We start from the raw sequence: 16,950 nt of genomic DNA on the forward strand, positions 1-16,950 counted from the left end.
CGGAATGCTGTTTTCACAGCTTGCGTCTTGGGGTTGAGCACGTGTTCGGGCTGATTATCGCGACTTTTCGCGTTTCTCAGCTACCCTTTGGTCCCAGCCGGCTCGATCACTGCATGATCGTACCGCTCCAGCACCCGGACCACCAGTCGGTTTGGGTGCGACGGGAGTATATCCGCCGGTTTGGCGGACAAGTTCCACATCACGCCACACGGAGCTCACGAATGCCCAATGCCACCGCGACCGACCACACCATTTCGCTTGCGATCAATGGTGGCTCGCCCGTCTCAGCGACACCCGTGCCATTCATGTCGCTGGGTTTGACGCAGCAGGACATCGACGCAGCCAACGAGGTGCTCAAGTCCGGCATGCTCCGCCAGGCAAAGAAATGCGCGGAGTTCGAGGAGCGGTTCGGGAGCATGAGCGATGCAAAGCACGCGCTGACGTGTGCCAACGGCACATGCGCATTGCAACTCGCGTATGGCGCAATGCTTGAGCCAGGCGATGAGGTGATCGTCCCAGCGTGGACATACATCGCGACTGCGTCCATGCTCGCAGCGGCTGGCTGCAAACTCGTGTTCTGTGACGTTCGCGAGGACACATTCCAGATTGATGTTGATGATGTCGCAAAGCGCATCACACCCAACACCAAAGCCATCGCGTGCACGCATCTCTACGGCATGCCTGTTGACATCGACGGCGTCCTCACCCTCGCAAAGAAGCACAATCTCCACGTCATCTTTGATGCTGCTCAGGCCCATCTGGCACGCTACAACGGCAAGGGACTTGGTGCCTATGGAGACGCGACAACGTTCTCGTTCTATGCCACAAAGAACCTCGGCACGGGTGAGGGCGGCATGGTCATGACAAACGACGACGGCATCGCACGGAAAATGGGGATGCTCCGCTCGCACGGCGAGACCGACAAGTACCTGCATGAGTCGATCGGGTTCAACTACCGCATGAACGACATTACTGCCGCAATTGGATGCTCGAAACTGGACACACTTCAGGACCAGACGCACGATCGCCAGAAAGCTGCGAAGCGCTACGACGAGATCATTGCAGAGATCGACGGCCTTGAAGCTCCGACACACACACCAAACGCGGAACCATCGTGGCACCTGTACACCGTGAAGTTCGATCCTGCAAAGTTCACCTGCACACGCGACGAGTTCATCAAGGCACTGGCCGCTGAAGGGGTTCCCAACGCAGTGCATTATCCCAAGCCGCTCACGCGCCAGCCCGCATTTGCGAAGTTTGTAACAGAACACCCGCCCGTGTCTGCAAAACTGTCCGAGCGCGTGTTCTGCATCCCGATGCACCACGCGCTGACCGAGGACCACTTCCGGATCGTGCGTGAGGCACTGACGAAGGTTGCTGACGCTTACCGGGCGTAATCAACCTGCCGCAGGCGGAACCGATGCATCGCCGATGCATCAGACCGTGTCGATGAACCTCCGGCTCAATCTCCCCACTCGGATAGGCGCAGCGATCGCTGCCGGGGTTGTGTGCGCCTCTGCCTCGCTTTCCGTTGCGCAACCGATCGACAAAACCTGGGACAACAGGGGATTCGAGCATCAGAAGATCGCTTTCGAAGCGATGCAGGCTGGCGACTATGCCAAAGCTGAAGCCGAGTTCCGGAAACAGATTGAACTTCAGCAGACAAACTTTGTGCCGTGGTACAACCTCGCGTGTGCGCTGTCGATGCAGGACAAAGTCGATGACGCGTGGGAAGCACTTCGCAAGGCTGTCGAACTCGGGTTCGATCGAGTCACACTGCTTGACAATGATCCGCAGTTGAACCCGCTGCGCGATGATCCACGGTTTATCAATCTCATCGATAAGTGGGATTTGATCCGCGAGACACGATCCGACCAGACGCTTGAGATCCTTCAGAAGCAGTACGGCCCAACATATACGTATGAGAAGGACGAACAACTTCGTCTGATCTTCGCGTCTGCGTTCAGCGACGTGTCGTTCGCGCAGGCAAAGCGCGAGATGTATCTGCTTGCTGCGTGGGGATCGAAGCATGTTTTTTACAACTTGCCCGCGCCGGATACAGACACCAATACAGCGGCTCCAGATTCCAACGAAGACAACAAAACACCTGAGAAGGTAGATGCGTGGGTCAGTGTGGTGCTCCCGAACGCAAAGGACTTCATGCGATGGGCGGTCAGCATCTATGGCTCGAACGCGATTACCGGCACGCAACAGATCGGCGGTTCATACCTGCACGACCAGAAGCAGCTTGTCTCGCAGAATCTTGGAACGTCGCTGCGCCACGAATACTTCCACGTGCTCCACTGGCGATCCAACGAGCGTGCTGGCAATCTGCACGCGGTCTGGGTGCAGGAGGGGCTTTGCTCGCTGGTTGAAGACTTTGACATCATGCCGGATGGTGATCTAGTGATTCGCGAGAACTATCGAACCAACACCGCGCGAAGACTCGCACGACTCGGCAAACTCATGCCGATTGAGACGCTGGCGGAGATGGAGCGTGATCGGTTCAATAGCACACGACCGCTCGCAAACTACGCGATGGCACGCACGTTCTTCTACTACCTGTACAGACAGGGCAAGCTCGGCGAGTGGTATCGTGTCTATGACGAGACCTACCGCGCAGATCCATCGGGAATCACCGCGATCACGCGCGTACTGGGCGACGATCTGACGCAGGTCAACCGCGAATACCAGCAGTGGGTTCGCAATCTCAATGAGGTCTCTGAAGCAGGACGCATTCCAGGAGCGGCACTCGGACTTGATACCGACGCTGGCAACGGTGAAGGGTTAACGATCAAAGCCGTTCGAAACCGGAGTGCTCGCACATTCCGACGGAACGACGTACTCGTCTCGGTCGATGGACGAAACGTGCGCGACCTGAACGAACTCTACAGGGTGCTGGGTGACTACGAACCCGGCGACATCGTGGATGTTGTCGTGCTTCGCCGGGGAAAAGAGATCACTGGCAAAGTGACACTGCAGCGCCCATAACAGACTTACTCAAGATATGTGTACCCTTCCATCCCGATCTCGTAGAACTTCAGGAGCGCCCTGCTCTCGGCAACCGAGAACTTCCCTGACTTGACCGCTCGTTCCGTTTCCTTGCGGATCATGCGTTCAAGCTGCTTTGAGTCGTACTGGGCGTACGCGAGCACCTCCTCGACCGTGTCGCCCTCGATGATCTCATCGATAATGTACCCGCCATCCTCGGTCAGACTCACGTACACCACATGCGTATCACCGAACAGGTTGTGCAAATCACCCAGCACCTCCTGATATGCTCCAACAAGGAATAGCCCGAGGTAGTAGGGCTGGACTTCCTCGTTCGGCTTTGTTGATGGGAGCAGTGTGTGCAGTTCCAGCGTTTCCTTGTACTCGCGAGAGTCCGGCGATGCGAACTTTGCGATCTGACCGTCCGAATCGCAGGTGATGTCACACAGCACAGCACGCTGCGTCGGTTCCTCGTTCAGCCGATGGATTGGGCAGATTGGAAACAACTGGTCAATCGCCCACGAGTCCGGGAGCGACTGGAACAGGCTGAAGTTGCAGAAATAGATCTCGCTCAGGAGGACGGGCAGATCGCGCAGATCGTCGTGCAGCGGCTCATCCTCATTCATTGCAAGTTCGAGCACCCCGCGACAGGTTGTCCAGAACAGCCGTTCAAAGTGCGCACGCATCGTGAGCGACAGGTACCCGAGATTGAACAGCGTCGCAGCCTCTTCCTTTGCCTGCAGAGCGTCGTGGTAGACCTCAAGATACTCACCGGAGGAGAGCCGGTCGTACGCATCGAGCAGATCAAGCACCGGTTGAGGGGTCTCGGGGTCCTTGCGGATCTCTGCCTGCATCGCGTGCATATCTGGCACGCTGGGAAACTCCGCTCGGCCCAGCACGTCGATCACCATCACGCTGGAGTTTGCCGACACCGCCCGACCTGATTCTGAGATGATGCGTGGATGCGGAATCCCTGCATCATCACATGATGACTTGATGCGGTACACGACGTCGGCTGCGTACTCCTGTAGGGTGTAGTTGACACTGGAATCAAATGTGGATTGCGAGCCGTCGTAGTCGAGCCCGAGTCCTCCACCGATATCGATTGTGTTGAGCCCCGCGCCGAGCCGGACCAGTTCCACGTAGAAACGGGAGAGCTCGTTGATAGCTGTCTTGAACCGGCGGATATCGCAGACTTGCGAGCCGATGTGGAAATGGATCATCTCGAGTTGATCCTCCATCCCCAGCGATTTGAGATACTCGAGCGCGCGAAGTGCCTGAGGTGCAGCAAGACCAAACTTCGATCGCACACCGCCAGAGGACTGCCATCGACCGGTACCGGAGGCGGTCGGCTTGATGCGTAGACCGATCGGCTGTCGAACACCATACTGCTTTGAGATCTCGATGATCAGATTCAACTCGTGAAAACGCTCGACGACCGGAATGATCTTTCTGCCGAGCTTTGTCGCGAGCACCACCATCTCGATGTACTCACGATCCTTGAATCCGTTGCAAATGATTGGGATATCGGGTGTGGTGCTGGTGAGTCCAAGCACCGCGAGCAGTTCGGGCTTGGAGCCGGCTTCCAGACCGCCGCCACAGACCTGATGCTCGTCGCGGATCTCCTCACACAACTGTCGCTGCTGGTTCACCTTGATGGGATAGACAAGGCAATAGGTGTTCTTGTACTCGTTATCACGGATCGCATCGGCAAATGCGCCAAAGATCTCGCGCACGCGCGTATGGATCATGTCCGTGAAGCGGATGAGTACAGGCGTGTAGATCTCTCTCTGGCTGAGCCCCTCAATCAGTTCATGCAGATCAATCTGTGGGATCGCGCCTGCAACGCCCTGACCCTCGGTGCGCATGGGCTGAGCGACAATAGTGCCCCGTTCACTGACGGCGTAATACCCACCAGCCCACGCCTCCAGCCCATACATTTCTGCCGACTGCGCAGCTGACCACCTGTCCTGTGAGGGTGATGTTTCGGACTCGGCCTGATCTGTCGGGAGAGTGTCCTGTGACTCAGCGGTTTGTGTCATGCCAAACTGTAGACGGGATCCGCACACATGCAGTGGAAATCAGGTTGGGTGCGATTGCAATCAGCACCGACGTGGGTGCGGCACACGCCGCAGTCGGGCGAGTCCCGAAGCTTGAGAACCCTCATCGGCAGCCGTGGTCAAACCCCCACTGCTTCGTTCAGCAAACGCTCTGAGTACGAGTTCATCGCGTCGCGTAGCTGCTCAAACGACTCAAGCACATACACGATCGGCTGGTAGTGATGGATCTCGAAGGGGGTGTCGCAGACAAGATCAAGGTTGAACGGTCTTCGATCCACATCGGATGATGAGAGCACAAACTTGCTCTCACCAATCGACGAGATCAGCCCTGATCCATAGAGCTTGTTCCTGCCATCTTCTTTGATGAGTCCGAACTCAACCGTGAACCAGAAGAGTCTGCCAAGGCGTTCGATGTGATACGGATCGTCTGTGTGCAGCGCTGCCTTGCCGTAGGTCTGCAGGAAGTCCGCAAAGATCGGGTCAGCGTGCAAAGGCACATGCCCGAAGACATCATGGAAGATGTCAGGCTCTGGCAGGTAATACTTCAGCTTGTGCGGACGGATGGTAATCGTCGCTGGGAACTCACGCTTTGAAAGGCACGCAAAGAATGACTTTGCAGGAAGGTACCCCGGCACTGCTTTGCTCTGCCAGCCAGTCAACGGAGCAAGATTTTTGTTCACATCTTCAAGTCGCGGCACCTCATTCGGCGTGAGACCGATCGCGTTCAGACCATTGAGAAACACGCGCGATGCCTGCTGTTCAAGTGTCTCATAGCGTTCGTGATACAACTCACGCCACGTCCGATGGTTTTCCTCGTTGTAGCGATCCCACAGTTGTGTCACATAGAACTTGTCCGGGTCGATCAGTTCCGCAGGAAGGTCACCAGATGCATCTGCGGCTGCTTGAGCTCGACGAAAGTCCTCGCCATCAATCACTTCGTTGTATGCAATATCAGCACGCATGATTGCCTCCTGTCAGGGTCTGGATTATGCGAACCCATCAACTCGTGCAGAGCCACAGGATTGCATAAACCCGCTTTCTCCTGTACATTCTAGTGCACGATCCAAGCAATCCAGCAACAGGAGCCCGCGATGACAATTGACCCACTTCTGTACGAGAAACTCAGCGGGAAGCAGGGAGACCCACAGAAGCGACTCGGTGAGGCGCTTTCTCAACACGCGAAGCGATCCGCCGAAACAAAGGAACTGCGAGGCGATGGGCATCCTGTTGCAGAAGGCATCAAGCAGGGCAGAGTACGGAGCACGCTGTTTGGCGGCTTGCGCAGGCTCTTTCATATGTAACAACACCCTGTTGCCGTTTGACGTGATACATGAACCGGATTTTCACCCGACTGCACCAAACGCAGCCCAAGCCTCTGCTTCTGAAACTGCCTGATCTGGTGCAATCGTGCGATCAGGCTCTGAGACGCGCGAGCGATACACCGCAGCCCGAATTGAATCCTCTGGATGTGGTCGCACAATCGGAGCATCGGAACCGAATACGAGCAACTCACCCGGAGTACAGCCGGAATCGATGATTTCGCGAAGCGGCAGGACCCGTTCCAGACGATGCGGCAGGTATTTTTCGAGCGCCTCAATATCTGTCAGCAGATGGCATGGCTGGGGAGAGCAGATCACACCCAGTTGAGCAAACCGCGGAACATCCTGCTCATCTATCAGCTCCGCATGCTCGATTCGCTGGCCTTGGCTCTTTGGTCTCACGCGTTCAATCGCATCAAGCATTGCCCGCACAGCACCGTCACCTATCGCGTGGGTTGCCAGCGGCAAGTCCAGCCTGTCACACACACGAATCGCCTCGTCTATCTGTTCAACTGTGTACATGGGCGTGCCGCACTCATGCCCAGCAATCGGACACTTGAACGGCTGGAGCATCCACGCAGTTCGGCTGTTGAGTGTGCCATCTGCAAAGAGTTTTCCACCACCCAGAGTTACCCGATCAGTCTGCCATGCATCTACCTCGCTTGCGATCTTTGCCAGTTCGGCTACTGGTGGAAACAACCGTACGCGAAGTGGAATACCTGACGTGCGATCCATCTCGCCCAGCATCGGGCCAAGCCAAACTGGCGCGTGCAGATCATGCACCTCGGTAAATCCGTGGGAAGCAAGCAACTCCATCGCATCGACAACGTGCCGACGACGATGATCCGATTTGGGTTCGGGCACAGCATCCCAGACGATGTGAGCTGCGCGTTCCAGCACAAGACCGGTCGGATCGCCCGCGGCATCACGCTCGATATAGCCGCCGTTTGGATCCGGCGTACCTCGCCTGATGCCCGCTGATTCCAGAGACGCGCTGCTGGCAGCGATCATGTGATGGTCGAACGACCACACCACAACTGGTCTGTTCCCGGAGGCAGAATCGAGTTGCTGCCTCGTCGGCGGTGATTGGTGGCTCCACCCCTCCACGCGCATTCCATGCGCGAGAACCCAGCCCACTTCTTCATTGCCAGCCATGCGTATCCGGGCAGAGATCTGATCAAGGCACATCTCAACAGACTCACAACGAGTCATATCGATCATCGACAGCGAGCGACCTAGTTGGGCAAGGTGTGCATGGTGCTCGATCAGCCCTGTCTTCTGTAACCGCATCTCAGAGTGTAATCAGCCCGGACACACTGACAGAGCAACCGCTTCATCCAACAACAAACCGGAGCTTGCGTTGTGCAAGCTCCGGTCGGTGGCGAACATAATCTATGTTCCTGAGACAGATCCGGTCGGGACACTTTGTTTGGTGCATGGCCGGATCAGAACGCCATTTTTATCTCAGAATGCGGGCATCATCGCTGTTGTCTTACGACGAGTTGTGCGACGCTTCTTGGTCGTGCGCTTCTTTGCAGCAGCCTTCTTCTTTGTGCGACGCTTCTTGGCAGGTGCCTTCTTGGCGGCTGCCTTCTTCTTTGTGCGACGCTTCTTGGCAGGTGCCTTCTTTGCAGCAGCCTTCTTCTTTGTGCGACGCTTCTTGGCAGGTGCCTTCTTTGCAGCTGCCTTCTTCTTGGTGCGGCGCTTCTTGGTTGCACGTTTCTTGGCGGGTGCTGCAGCCTTCTTGGTTGCGCGTTTCTTGGTTGCGCGCTTCTTGGTTGCACGTTTCTTTGCCATCTGAAATTCTCCTGATCAGAAGTTCTTTGTTGCGGCAGAATCATCACGTTCTGACTCGCAAACTTGTATGGGCCGGCTCGGTACATCGTCGCCACGCGACACAAGCACAACCCGGCTCTGGCGTGGTATCGGTTGGTCCTGCATCATTTCTTGAGCAGCAACCGACACAAGCCAACACCGTAATCTTGAACGAACACATATGCATGTGTCAAGTGATGTTCGCATATGACATGTGATTTCATCTCTGTTCTGTCGATTGCAGTGGCGCTTCATCTCGCACCAACTCAACTATGCTGACTCGCGCAAACAACACGTACACCCAATCTGCTTCCGATGGCACACAAACGGAGCAGCACGCCAAAATCCGCAAAAACAGAGCAATATCGCACAAGAATGCGAGTGCCGCTGTTGCTGCGATTTCTATTGCACCATGTGGCAATGATCGACTACATCGAAGCGTCATCCACCATCAAACTCAATCCAGCAACTGAAGTGAACAAGAGAAAAATTTTTCACATTGTGAGTGCTGATACGACCGCAACTCAACAAAAAATCTGCTCAGAAGCGCATTACGCACTTTCGTGGCATGTGTTGTCGATCCATTTCAACAGCTTGAGGATGAACTTGCAAGTTCGGATATCTGCATCATGGACACATGAGCAATGCTGCGTTCAGCACAAGCAGCTATGAAGCGGATCTATCCTTTTAAGTAATGCCTCAATGCTCGTGTGAACGGTGAACAAATGATCTCAAAACGCTCCGACACATTGCGATTTCGGCGCAAATCGCTGCATGTTCGATGCAATATCGGCACATTTTAGAGCGGCATGGAGTTGGTGCGCAGCCAGTCGAGTTCATCTTCAGTCAACTCTGCCCAATCGGGTGCTTCGTGCTTTTCTTCCACAAACTCGACTGCCTGAGCCGCCTTTGTCCGCAGTTCTGCTTCGCGCGCAAGCCGGATCTGCGACTCAACCCGCATGTAATCTCGCAGCGCGATATCGTTTTTCGGCATGGACTCGATTGTGTGGAGCGTCGGCAGGTTCGACTCGTTCACCAGGTTGTACAGCCTGAGTGTCTGATCATCTGTCGTTTGCATGGGCACGCGAGCACGAACAACGCCGTTGTAGGGGTTATACCAGAATGTCGCGTGCTCTGCCCGTGTCGCAGCGCGATGGAGCGGATGTTCGAGGTAGGCTTCGAGTTCGCTGGCAATCTCGATCCAGGGACGATCGCCGCGGAGCAGCGGATTTGATGGGCAGTTTGTCAGGAACCACTGGACGCTGACACTTCTCGGCCAGCCTCTACTGTTCAGTTCAACTGCGTCCTTGGCAGCAGCACGCGCCTTGATCTCGACCTGAAGCCGTTCACGATTCTCTATGAGCGCGTTGACATCGGTCTCTTTGATGCGGTTCTGGCCCTTGAGCCAAATGAAACCACATGCTGCAGTGACAACAGCAATGACAACAAGCAGATCGACAAACCACCGCATGTGCATGCCTCAACTGCCCGCACTGTGCGGGTAACCCCTCGCGCACACAATCGTTGCGTGCGCTGCATACATGTATCTGCCGATTCAACCAACAACTGGACATCTCGGGCGCATAACCCATGGTTTGCCGCGCCGGTTATGCGCATCAGATGGGTGATTCCATATAGATTTGCACCATCAGAAGCCCGATATGCAATCGCGGACACCGGCAATACGGGACCGCAGGGCCGCACGTCCGGTGGTTACATAACACCTACGCTTTATTGGTGCTGAAAGAAACACCCCTTTCCACTGGAGAATCCTGTGCCCTTGTCCACATCTGCGCTGATCCGAGCAACCTCACTTGAAAACGGACTTTCCGTCATCACCGAGCACATACCCGGGCTCCAGTCCGTAAGTGTGCGATGGCTTGTGCCCGCTGGCTACACCACAGAGCCCGAGAACAGGCTCGGACTCTCGGTTGTGGTTGAGGAACTGATGTTCCGCGGTGCGGGAGATCTCGATTCCAAAGCACAAGCCGACGCGTGCGATGCCATCGGCATGACCCGCGTCATCCAGTCCGGATCCACGCACATGACACTGGGCACGACAGTTATGCAGCAGCATGTCGCTGGCGCGTTATCGTTGCTCAACGACATGGTGCAGATGCCGAAGTTCGAGTCGGGCTCCATCGAACCCGCTCGTGCTCTTGCCCTGATGGGGCTTGAGTCACTCCAGGATGATCCAACACAACGAGCATCGCTGGCAGCACGCGCGCATCACATGGGATCGCCGTTCGATCGCACCGGGCTTGGCACAGAACCATGCATCAAGGCGATCACACGCGATGACGTGGCAAGCCACTGGAATCATCGCGCGGTTTCTGATGGATCAGTGCTTGCGCTCGCGGGAAACATTGAGCACGACGACGCCGTCGCTGCGATTGCACCACTCGTGCAGTCGTGGATGGGTAGCGCATCCGTTCCAACGGTGTCCGGCATGGGACCTCGCGGGTACCACCACGAGGAGGACGACTCGCAGCAGGTGCAGATCGTGGTGCTGTTCGATGCGCCGTCAGAGTCGCACACGGACTGCATCCTCGAACGGTTCATGGTGCAGGTGCTCTCGGGCGGGATGTCGGGCAGGTTGTTCACCGAGGTGCGCGAGAAGCGCGGGCTGTGCTACTCGGTCAACGCCGGGTATGCGACATCGCGCGACTTCGGGCGCACGAGCTGCTACGTCGGCACGATGCCCGACCGTGCGCAGGAATCGCTGGATGTCTTGTGGGCAGAACTCCACCGACTGAAATCACCCGGAGGAGCGATCACCGAGGATGAGTTTGCCATCGCAAAGACCGGCCTCAAAGCATCGACCATCTTCGAGGGTGAATCGACCGCTGCACGCGCGTCGGCGCTCGCGGTCGATCAGTTCAGGCTCGGCAAGCCCCGCGCATTGGACGAACTGGCAGCACAGATCGACGCAGTGACACTGGATCAACTCAACGAGTACGTGCAGCGGCGATCACTCGCACACGCCACGATCCAGACGCTCGGACCAGCAGCACTGAAGGCACCGGAGGGTGTATAAATACTTCCCGACTACAATTCGCAATGAAAGTCGATGCACATAAACATCCTCCAGTAGCATTTATCTCGTATTCTTGGGACAGTGAGCAGCACAGAACGTGGGTTAAGGATCTTGCTGCTCGTCTACGAAACAACGGCATTGACGCGAAAATCGACAAATGGGAAGTAGCACCCGGAGATCCGCTTCCTGAGTTTATGGAGCAAAGGGTTCGTGAAAGCAATTACGTACTCATTGTCTGCACCCCAATATACAAACAAAAGTCGGAAGAGCGTAAAGGTGGTGTAGGGTATGAGTCCACAATCATTACAGCGGAAGTCTTCACCAAGAGCAACCATCGCAAGTTCATACCGATATTGCGATCGGGCACAAGGCAATCAGCGATACCGTCCTGGCTCACGGGTAAAAGCGACATTGATTTGTCAGATAATCCATATTCTGAGGAGCAGTTCGATGAGCTTGTAGCCACGATGCTTGATCGACGAGAAAAAGCTCCACCGATTGTTCAACCACTAACAGCCACACCTCGGCAAAAGATAACAGACATTAAACCAGTTGAGAAATCACAGTTTAGTCCTGTTGAAATTATTCAAGTCCTAGAAGATGAAGTAGGGACTCCACGAAATGATGGCACTCCTGGCTCAGCCCTTTACTCGATTCCAATCAAGTTAAACCAGTCCCCTCCATTGGAGTGGCGACAGTTCTTTGTTCAAGCGTGGAACCACCCGGAAGAATATACCACAATGCATCAACCCGGCATTGCACAAGTACAAGGTGATCGAATCATACTAGATCGCACAACAGTTGAATTTCTGCGAGATACACATACAAAAACTCTAAGAATGGCTGTTGAAAAAGCAAATAGCGAGTACTTTGCACTAACAAGAAAACATTGGCTAAAGGACCAGCAGCAGCAGGCATTGATCGAGGATCATAAAGGCCATGTCAAAAGCGCAATAAGCAATATCAAATTCAAGTAATTCTACTGCTTCAACAGCCGTTCCAGATAGTGGATATCAACGCCACCGGTGCGGATCTCAGACTGTTCCATCAGTCTGCGATGGAGCGGGATGGTGGTCTTGATCGGGCCCACGTTGTACTCGCGTAGCGCGCGTGCGGTGCGTTCGATCGCAGCAGCACGATCGGGCGCGTGGACGATGAGCTTGCCGATCATGGAGTCGTATGTTGGAGGGACGCGATATCCGGGGATGACGTGCGAGTCGATGCGCACGCCGGGGCCACCGGGTAGTTCCCACTGGTGTACGTCGCCTGCGGACGGCATGAAGTTGCGATCGGGATCCTCGGCGTTGATGCGGCACTCGATCGCGTGTCCGTTGATATCGATGTCTTTCTGACGGAACGGAAGCGCTTCCCCCGACGCGATGCGGATCGACATCTGCACGATGTCGATGCCGGTGATCATCTCTGTCACGGGATGCTCGACCTGCACGCGCGTGTTGACCTCGAGCATGTAGAAGTTCTGTTTGTTGTCCATCAGAAACTCGACGGTTGCAGCGCCCGCGTACCCGGCGGACTTGATGAGCCGGGCAGCAGATTCGCACACGGACTCACGCTTCTTGCGATCGATGCCCGGCGCGGGCGCTTCTTCAATGACCTTCTGATGGCGGCGCTGCACGGAGCAGTCGCGGTCGTAGAGATGTACAGCGTGCCCATGCTTGTCGCCAAGCACCTGCACCTCGATGTGGCGAGCCTCTTCGAGGAACTTCTCGATGAAGACAGCGCCGTTGCCGAACGCAGCCTTGGCTTCCTGCGCAGCTGCGCGGAGATTGGTGCGCAGTGACGCTTCGTTCCGGCAGACGCGCATACCACGACCGCCACCGCCAGCAGCTGCTTTGATGATGACGGGATACCCGATCTCCTCAGCGACCTTTGCTGCTTCGTCCTCGTCGTCGATCGCGCCCTCTGACCCGGGGAAGATGGGGACTTTGGCAGCCTTTGCAGCGCGCTTGCACTCGACCTTGTCGCCGAGCTTTGCCATCGCCTCGGGGCTGGGGCCGATGAACTCGATCTTGCAGTCGCGGCAGACGGCAGCAAAGTCTGCACGTTCTGACAGGAACCCATACCCGGGATGGATCGCGTCGGCATCGGTCACTTCAGCAGCGGCGATGATGCGCGAGATATTGAGATAGCTGTCCTTTGACGGGCCGGCACCGATGCAGATCGCTTCATCGGCGAGTTTCAGGTACGGTGCATCCTTGTCGGCGGTCGAATAGACGCAGACCGTCTCAATGCCGAGTTCACGGCATGCGCGCATGATGCGCAGTGCGATCTCGCCACGGTTTGCAATCAGAACTCTTTTGAGCATGGACTGGTATCGCTCTCTGAGACACAGATGGTGAAGGGGAACGACAAGGCGTGTGGTGGATTATGCTGGCTTGATGAGGAACAGCTTCTGGCCAAACTCAACCGCGTCGCCGTCGTTGACCAGCACGCGCTCGATGGTGCCCGATGCTTCTGCCTTGATCTCGTTGAAGACTTTCATTGCTTCGATGAGGCAGACAACGGAGTCGCTGGAGACATTCGCACCAACCGAGACGAAGGGCTTTGCGTCCGGATTGGCTTTGGAGTAGAACGTGCCGACCATCGGGCTTTCGACCACGATCAACCCGTCGTCATTACCAGCAGCGGGCGCTGCGGTGCCGTTCTCACTCGGCGCAGCAGCCGGCGCGAATGGCATCCCTATAGGTGCACTGGGCTGGGCATACTGCACGACGGGTGCGCCCACACCGCCCCGCTTAATGACAACCTTTTCTTCCTTGTCGTCGAGATCGAGTTCCGAGAGATCGTTCTCGACCATGAGTTTGACAAGTTCCTTGAGCTTTCTGATGTCGATCATGTTGTATAACCCAGCGGCCAAAGCCGAATGAAAAAGCATGATGTCACGGGCAGACTCGCTGGAAAGCGATCTGCACAAGGCCAGCCGACACCCCGCCATGACTGGCTGGGATGGATTCCGGCGTGGTCAGAAGTATAAAGAGGGAGTGTGACGGTTGCGACCCTGACATGTCACGAATCTACGATTGTGGAAAACATCGCGTGAACTGGTGAGAATGACCAAAGGATGGATCAATCCGGGACAGTGGAGAGTACTCGCTCACGCCAGTCGCACCAGATGGCCATTGCAAGCGCAAGGTACAGACGCTGCGAGTGGTCCCGGCCCTTGCTGCATCCGACAGCATTATGCTCTTGCCACCAACGTGTGAGCAATGCACTGTTCCAATCGCGGCTATCCACAAAGTCGCGCCCCGTGCCTTTGACAGCAGCATCATGCTCTTTCAGCCAGCGCGCGATCAGCGTGTTGTTGAGCTTCGAGTTCGGAACACCGGGGAACATCTCGCGCCTTGCAAGGTAGCTTTCGAGCAGTGTCCGCACGCCGCCGGTGTCGTCGCGGAACCACTGGCCGATGGGGATGGCAAAACCCATCTTGGGGCCGTCAGCAATCAGGGATGCAACGTCTGCCGGAAGTCGATCGCGCGCCAGCGCACGGAGTATCGGCTTGGTTGTGTTCCCCTGCATGAGCACATCGACCGGTGTCGACAATCCCAGTTCAACGATCTCGGGCGCGAGCAACGGACATCGCGCTTCGAGCCCGACGAACATCGATGCGGTGTCCGTCTTGCGGAGCAGATCGTCCGGAAGGTACACAGAGAAATCCGCACGCATCGGATCGGCCATGTTGTACATGATGGTCTCGTTTGGCCACCAGTCCTGCTTCTTTGGTCGAACGCAGTTGATTCGCAGCAGATCGGGATACCCGTCTCCTCGTGCAGCCTCGATCAATCGCCTGATCTTGCTTGATCTCGACTTTGGATCGCGATCTGGAAACAGGGACGCGGGCATGAATCTAATGAGCTTCTTCCATCGCTGGAGCATCGCAGAAACACGATGGCGTTCGTACCCAGCAAACAGCTCGTCACCGCCGTCGCCTGTCAGCACGACTTTCACGTGCTCTCGCGCAGCTTTGCACACCCAGTACGTCGGGAGCAATGAGCTGTCACCGAACGGGAGCCCGAGGAACTCGATCAGCTGAATCATGTCCTGTGCAACATTCGGCTGCACGTCGAGCGTCGTATGGTCCGTGCCGAGTGCCTTTGCAACCGCTTCGGCTCGCGCAGATTCGTCGTAGCGTGCATCCGGCATGCGCATCGTAAATGTACGGAGTGTTCTGCCCTGTTTCCGGAGTGCTTTCTGTGCAGCATGTGCGACGAGGGCCGAATCGATCCCACCCGAGAGCAGGCATCCAACGGGAACATCCGCTTCCAGGCGCGATTCGACCGCTGTATCGATGAGGGCTCCAAGTTTCGACTTTACCTCGTCGAATGAGACGGACCGCTTTGGTTTTCTGGTCGGCAGTTCGCGCCAGCGTTGCGACACATGTCTGAGACCCGATCGAGAGCAACTCCACGACTCGATCGATCGTGCAGGAACCTGATGCGTGTGCTGCTCGGCTGGGTGGTCGAGAAAACCAAACTCCATCCACGCGTGCATTCTCGCGTCGTTGTCCTGGGCATCCACAGCGGCGACACCATCACCTATCGCGTGCACACAGTGCATCAACGCGCTTGATGCACTTGAGAAGACAACGACGTGATCATCATCGAAACTTGCAGGATCATCCCAGACATACAGCGGCTTCTCACCAGCGAGATCACGAGCCGCGACGAGCGTCTTCTGCTTCTCGTCCCACAGAACAAACGCGAACATGCCGTCGAGATGGTTCGGGAGTTTCCTGCCCCACTGCCGCCAGCCGTGGATGAGCACCTCCGTGTCTGAGTGATCCGTTGCAAAGACATGACCGAGCGATTCAAGTTCCGTGCGAAGCTGGCGATGGTTGTAGATGCACCCGTTGAAGATGACCGCGATCGTACCCTGATCACCAACCCCTTCTCTGACCATCGGCTGCGCGCCATCTGTAAGGTCGATGACACTGAGTCGATGATGGACCATTGCAACATCAAGCACCGCACCATCAGCAAGCGTTACCCGTGTCCGCCAGACATTGCGAGCATCGGGCCCGCGGCGTGAGAGGACGGGATCCATCGCGCTGAGCCACGCCTCCGGAATCGCACGATCCGGCGCAAGCAGTGCTTGCTTCTGGTATCTGATGATGCATCCAAGGCCGCACATTGAACGGGAGGATATGAGCGAAACCCGTCACACATCACCACTCGTCACCTGTTGATGTGATCCTGCCACCAACGCCGCCAGTTGTCGCGGACCTCGACCAGTCTGCCCGATTTGCTCAGCGCTTCACCACCGAGATACGCGTCGTCGAAGAACGAGTACTCTCTTCGACCTTTGTGCTCAATACTGATGCGATCTATGGCAAATGCAAGATCGCCCACAACGGTTGCAGCCTGATGCCCGACAAACCCCCACCCTGTGTCACCCTCTCGTGGGAGCGACGAGGGATCGTCGATCAACTCGATGACCTCATGCATCATGCGTACAGCCAGCACATCGCGAACGTATGTAAGTGCGTCTGACTTCTCTGACGATGTGCCAACGGTCAGCGCTTCCTGGAGAGATTCCTCGCTCCATGGTGCTTTGCTGGATTCCGATCCCTCCGGCTGAACCAATGGTGAGCTTGCAGGCCCGGGCAGACGCGCCGCAATCACGACAAGTACCAGACAAGCAGCAATCGCTGCGAGAAAATGAAGAGCGGGTTTCATCGATCAGTAGTATACATCACTTCGACACTGCTCACGTC

General features: G+C 56.2%; 15 protein-coding genes. 6 read left to right on the forward strand and 9 right to left on the reverse strand.

Features of this window, described 5'->3' with window-relative positions; translation table 11 throughout:
- Positions 1-221: 221 nt before the first annotated feature.
- Both H6815_01590 and H6815_01595 read left to right on the forward strand, forming a co-directional pair.
- Positions 222-1,397, forward strand: a complete 1,176-nt coding sequence (locus tag H6815_01590) for a DegT/DnrJ/EryC1/StrS family aminotransferase (GenBank protein ID MCB9859120.1) — start codon at positions 222-224, stop codon at positions 1,395-1,397.
- Positions 1,398-1,431: 34 nt separating this feature from the next.
- Positions 1,432-2,991: a PDZ domain-containing protein gene (locus H6815_01595; GenBank protein ID MCB9859121.1), complete on the forward strand. Its 1,560-nt coding sequence runs from the start codon at positions 1,432-1,434 to the stop codon at positions 2,989-2,991.
- A 5-nt stretch (positions 2,992-2,996) separates the two neighbouring features.
- Here H6815_01595 and speA read toward each other — a convergent pair whose 3' ends face one another.
- Together speA and H6815_01605 are read right to left on the reverse strand one after the other, a co-directional pair.
- Complete coding sequence (speA, locus tag H6815_01600) at positions 2,997-5,033, reverse strand: biosynthetic arginine decarboxylase (protein MCB9859122.1); 2,037 nt, start codon at positions 5,031-5,033, stop codon at positions 2,997-2,999.
- 137 nt (positions 5,034-5,170) lie between these two features.
- On the reverse strand, positions 5,171-6,013 hold the full coding sequence (locus H6815_01605; GenBank protein MCB9859123.1) for a phenylalanine 4-monooxygenase: 843 nt from the start codon (positions 6,011-6,013) through the stop codon (positions 5,171-5,173).
- A gap of 129 nt (positions 6,014-6,142) precedes the next feature.
- Here H6815_01605 and H6815_01610 point away from each other — a divergent pair, with 129 nt between their 5' ends.
- Positions 6,143-6,352 (forward strand): hypothetical protein, encoded by a 210-nt coding sequence (locus tag H6815_01610; protein MCB9859124.1) that lies wholly within the window; start codon positions 6,143-6,145, stop codon positions 6,350-6,352.
- A gap of 42 nt (positions 6,353-6,394) precedes the next feature.
- On the opposite strand, the gene H6815_01615 is transcribed toward H6815_01610, so the two are convergent.
- Together H6815_01615 and H6815_01620 are read right to left on the reverse strand one after the other, a co-directional pair.
- Entirely contained in the window at positions 6,395-7,660 is a 1,266-nt protein-coding gene (locus H6815_01615) for an amidohydrolase family protein (GenBank protein MCB9859125.1), read from the reverse strand.
- A 174-nt stretch (positions 7,661-7,834) separates the two neighbouring features.
- A complete protein-coding gene (locus H6815_01620; protein ID MCB9859126.1) occupies positions 7,835-8,167 on the reverse strand; it encodes a hypothetical protein in 333 nt (110 codons plus the stop codon).
- A gap of 333 nt (positions 8,168-8,500) precedes the next feature.
- Between H6815_01620 and H6815_01625 the strand changes: the two genes are divergently transcribed.
- Positions 8,501-8,857, forward strand: coding sequence for a hypothetical protein (locus tag H6815_01625; protein MCB9859127.1), 357 nt, complete (start codon positions 8,501-8,503; stop codon positions 8,855-8,857).
- A gap of 127 nt (positions 8,858-8,984) precedes the next feature.
- Here the strand turns inward: H6815_01625 and H6815_01630 are convergent, their stop codons facing one another.
- The gene (locus tag H6815_01630) at positions 8,985-9,656 is read right to left on the reverse strand and encodes a hypothetical protein (protein MCB9859128.1); all 672 of its coding nucleotides are present in this window, start codon (positions 9,654-9,656) and stop codon (positions 8,985-8,987) included.
- 303 nt (positions 9,657-9,959) lie between these two features.
- Between H6815_01630 and H6815_01635 the strand changes: the two genes are divergently transcribed.
- Together H6815_01635 and H6815_01640 are read left to right on the forward strand one after the other, a co-directional pair.
- A complete protein-coding gene (locus H6815_01635) occupies positions 9,960-11,222 on the forward strand; it encodes an insulinase family protein (GenBank protein ID MCB9859129.1) in 1,263 nt (420 codons plus the stop codon).
- A 23-nt stretch (positions 11,223-11,245) separates the two neighbouring features.
- Positions 11,246-12,199, forward strand: coding sequence for a toll/interleukin-1 receptor domain-containing protein (locus tag H6815_01640; protein MCB9859130.1), 954 nt, complete (start codon positions 11,246-11,248; stop codon positions 12,197-12,199).
- 2 nt (positions 12,200-12,201) lie between these two features.
- On the opposite strand, the gene accC is transcribed toward H6815_01640, so the two are convergent.
- From accC to H6815_01660, 4 genes are all read right to left on the reverse strand, one after another.
- Positions 12,202-13,545 carry an acetyl-CoA carboxylase biotin carboxylase subunit gene (accC, locus tag H6815_01645; GenBank protein MCB9859131.1) on the reverse strand — a complete coding sequence of 448 codons (1,344 nt, stop codon included), beginning with the start codon at positions 13,543-13,545 and terminating at the stop codon, positions 12,202-12,204.
- A 60-nt stretch (positions 13,546-13,605) separates the two neighbouring features.
- Positions 13,606-14,076, reverse strand: coding sequence for an acetyl-CoA carboxylase biotin carboxyl carrier protein (gene accB / locus H6815_01650; protein MCB9859132.1), 471 nt, complete (start codon positions 14,074-14,076; stop codon positions 13,606-13,608).
- Between the two features lie 230 nt (positions 14,077-14,306).
- Positions 14,307-16,367 carry an asparagine synthase (glutamine-hydrolyzing) gene (gene asnB / locus H6815_01655; protein ID MCB9859133.1) on the reverse strand — a complete coding sequence of 687 codons (2,061 nt, stop codon included), beginning with the start codon at positions 16,365-16,367 and terminating at the stop codon, positions 14,307-14,309.
- Between the two features lie 44 nt (positions 16,368-16,411).
- Entirely contained in the window at positions 16,412-16,912 is a 501-nt protein-coding gene (locus H6815_01660; GenBank protein ID MCB9859134.1) for a hypothetical protein, read from the reverse strand.
- Positions 16,913-16,950 lie beyond the last annotated feature (38 nt).

It is taken from the genome of Phycisphaeraceae bacterium (assembly GCA_020639155.1).
Taxonomy (GTDB): domain Bacteria; phylum Planctomycetota; class Phycisphaerae; order Phycisphaerales; family UBA1924; genus JACKHF01.

Excerpts from the sequence above, each read along its gene's own strand:
- H6815_01590 (MCB9859120.1), top strand. The coding sequence starts at position 222 with ATGCCCAATGCCACCGCGACCGACCACACCATTTCGCTTGCGATCAAT.
- H6815_01595 (MCB9859121.1), top strand. The coding sequence starts at position 1,432 with ATGCATCAGACCGTGTCGATGAACCTCCGGCTCAATCTCCCCACTCGG.
- speA (MCB9859122.1), bottom strand. The coding sequence starts at position 5,033 with ATGACACAAACCGCTGAGTCACAGGACACTCTCCCGACAGATCAGGCC.
- H6815_01605 (MCB9859123.1), bottom strand. The coding sequence starts at position 6,013 with ATGCGTGCTGATATTGCATACAACGAAGTGATTGATGGCGAGGACTTT.
- H6815_01610 (MCB9859124.1), top strand. The coding sequence starts at position 6,143 with ATGACAATTGACCCACTTCTGTACGAGAAACTCAGCGGGAAGCAGGGA.
- H6815_01615 (MCB9859125.1), bottom strand. The coding sequence starts at position 7,660 with ATGCGGTTACAGAAGACAGGGCTGATCGAGCACCATGCACACCTTGCC.
- H6815_01620 (MCB9859126.1), bottom strand. The coding sequence starts at position 8,167 with ATGGCAAAGAAACGTGCAACCAAGAAGCGCGCAACCAAGAAACGCGCA.
- H6815_01625 (MCB9859127.1), top strand. The coding sequence starts at position 8,501 with ATGGCACACAAACGGAGCAGCACGCCAAAATCCGCAAAAACAGAGCAA.
- H6815_01630 (MCB9859128.1), bottom strand. The coding sequence starts at position 9,656 with ATGCGGTGGTTTGTCGATCTGCTTGTTGTCATTGCTGTTGTCACTGCA.
- H6815_01640 (MCB9859130.1), top strand. The coding sequence starts at position 11,246 with ATGAAAGTCGATGCACATAAACATCCTCCAGTAGCATTTATCTCGTAT.
- accC (MCB9859131.1), bottom strand. The coding sequence starts at position 13,545 with ATGCTCAAAAGAGTTCTGATTGCAAACCGTGGCGAGATCGCACTGCGC.
- accB (MCB9859132.1), bottom strand. The coding sequence starts at position 14,076 with ATGATCGACATCAGAAAGCTCAAGGAACTTGTCAAACTCATGGTCGAG.
- asnB (MCB9859133.1), bottom strand. The coding sequence starts at position 16,367 with ATGTGCGGCCTTGGATGCATCATCAGATACCAGAAGCAAGCACTGCTT.
- H6815_01660 (MCB9859134.1), bottom strand. The coding sequence starts at position 16,912 with ATGAAACCCGCTCTTCATTTTCTCGCAGCGATTGCTGCTTGTCTGGTA.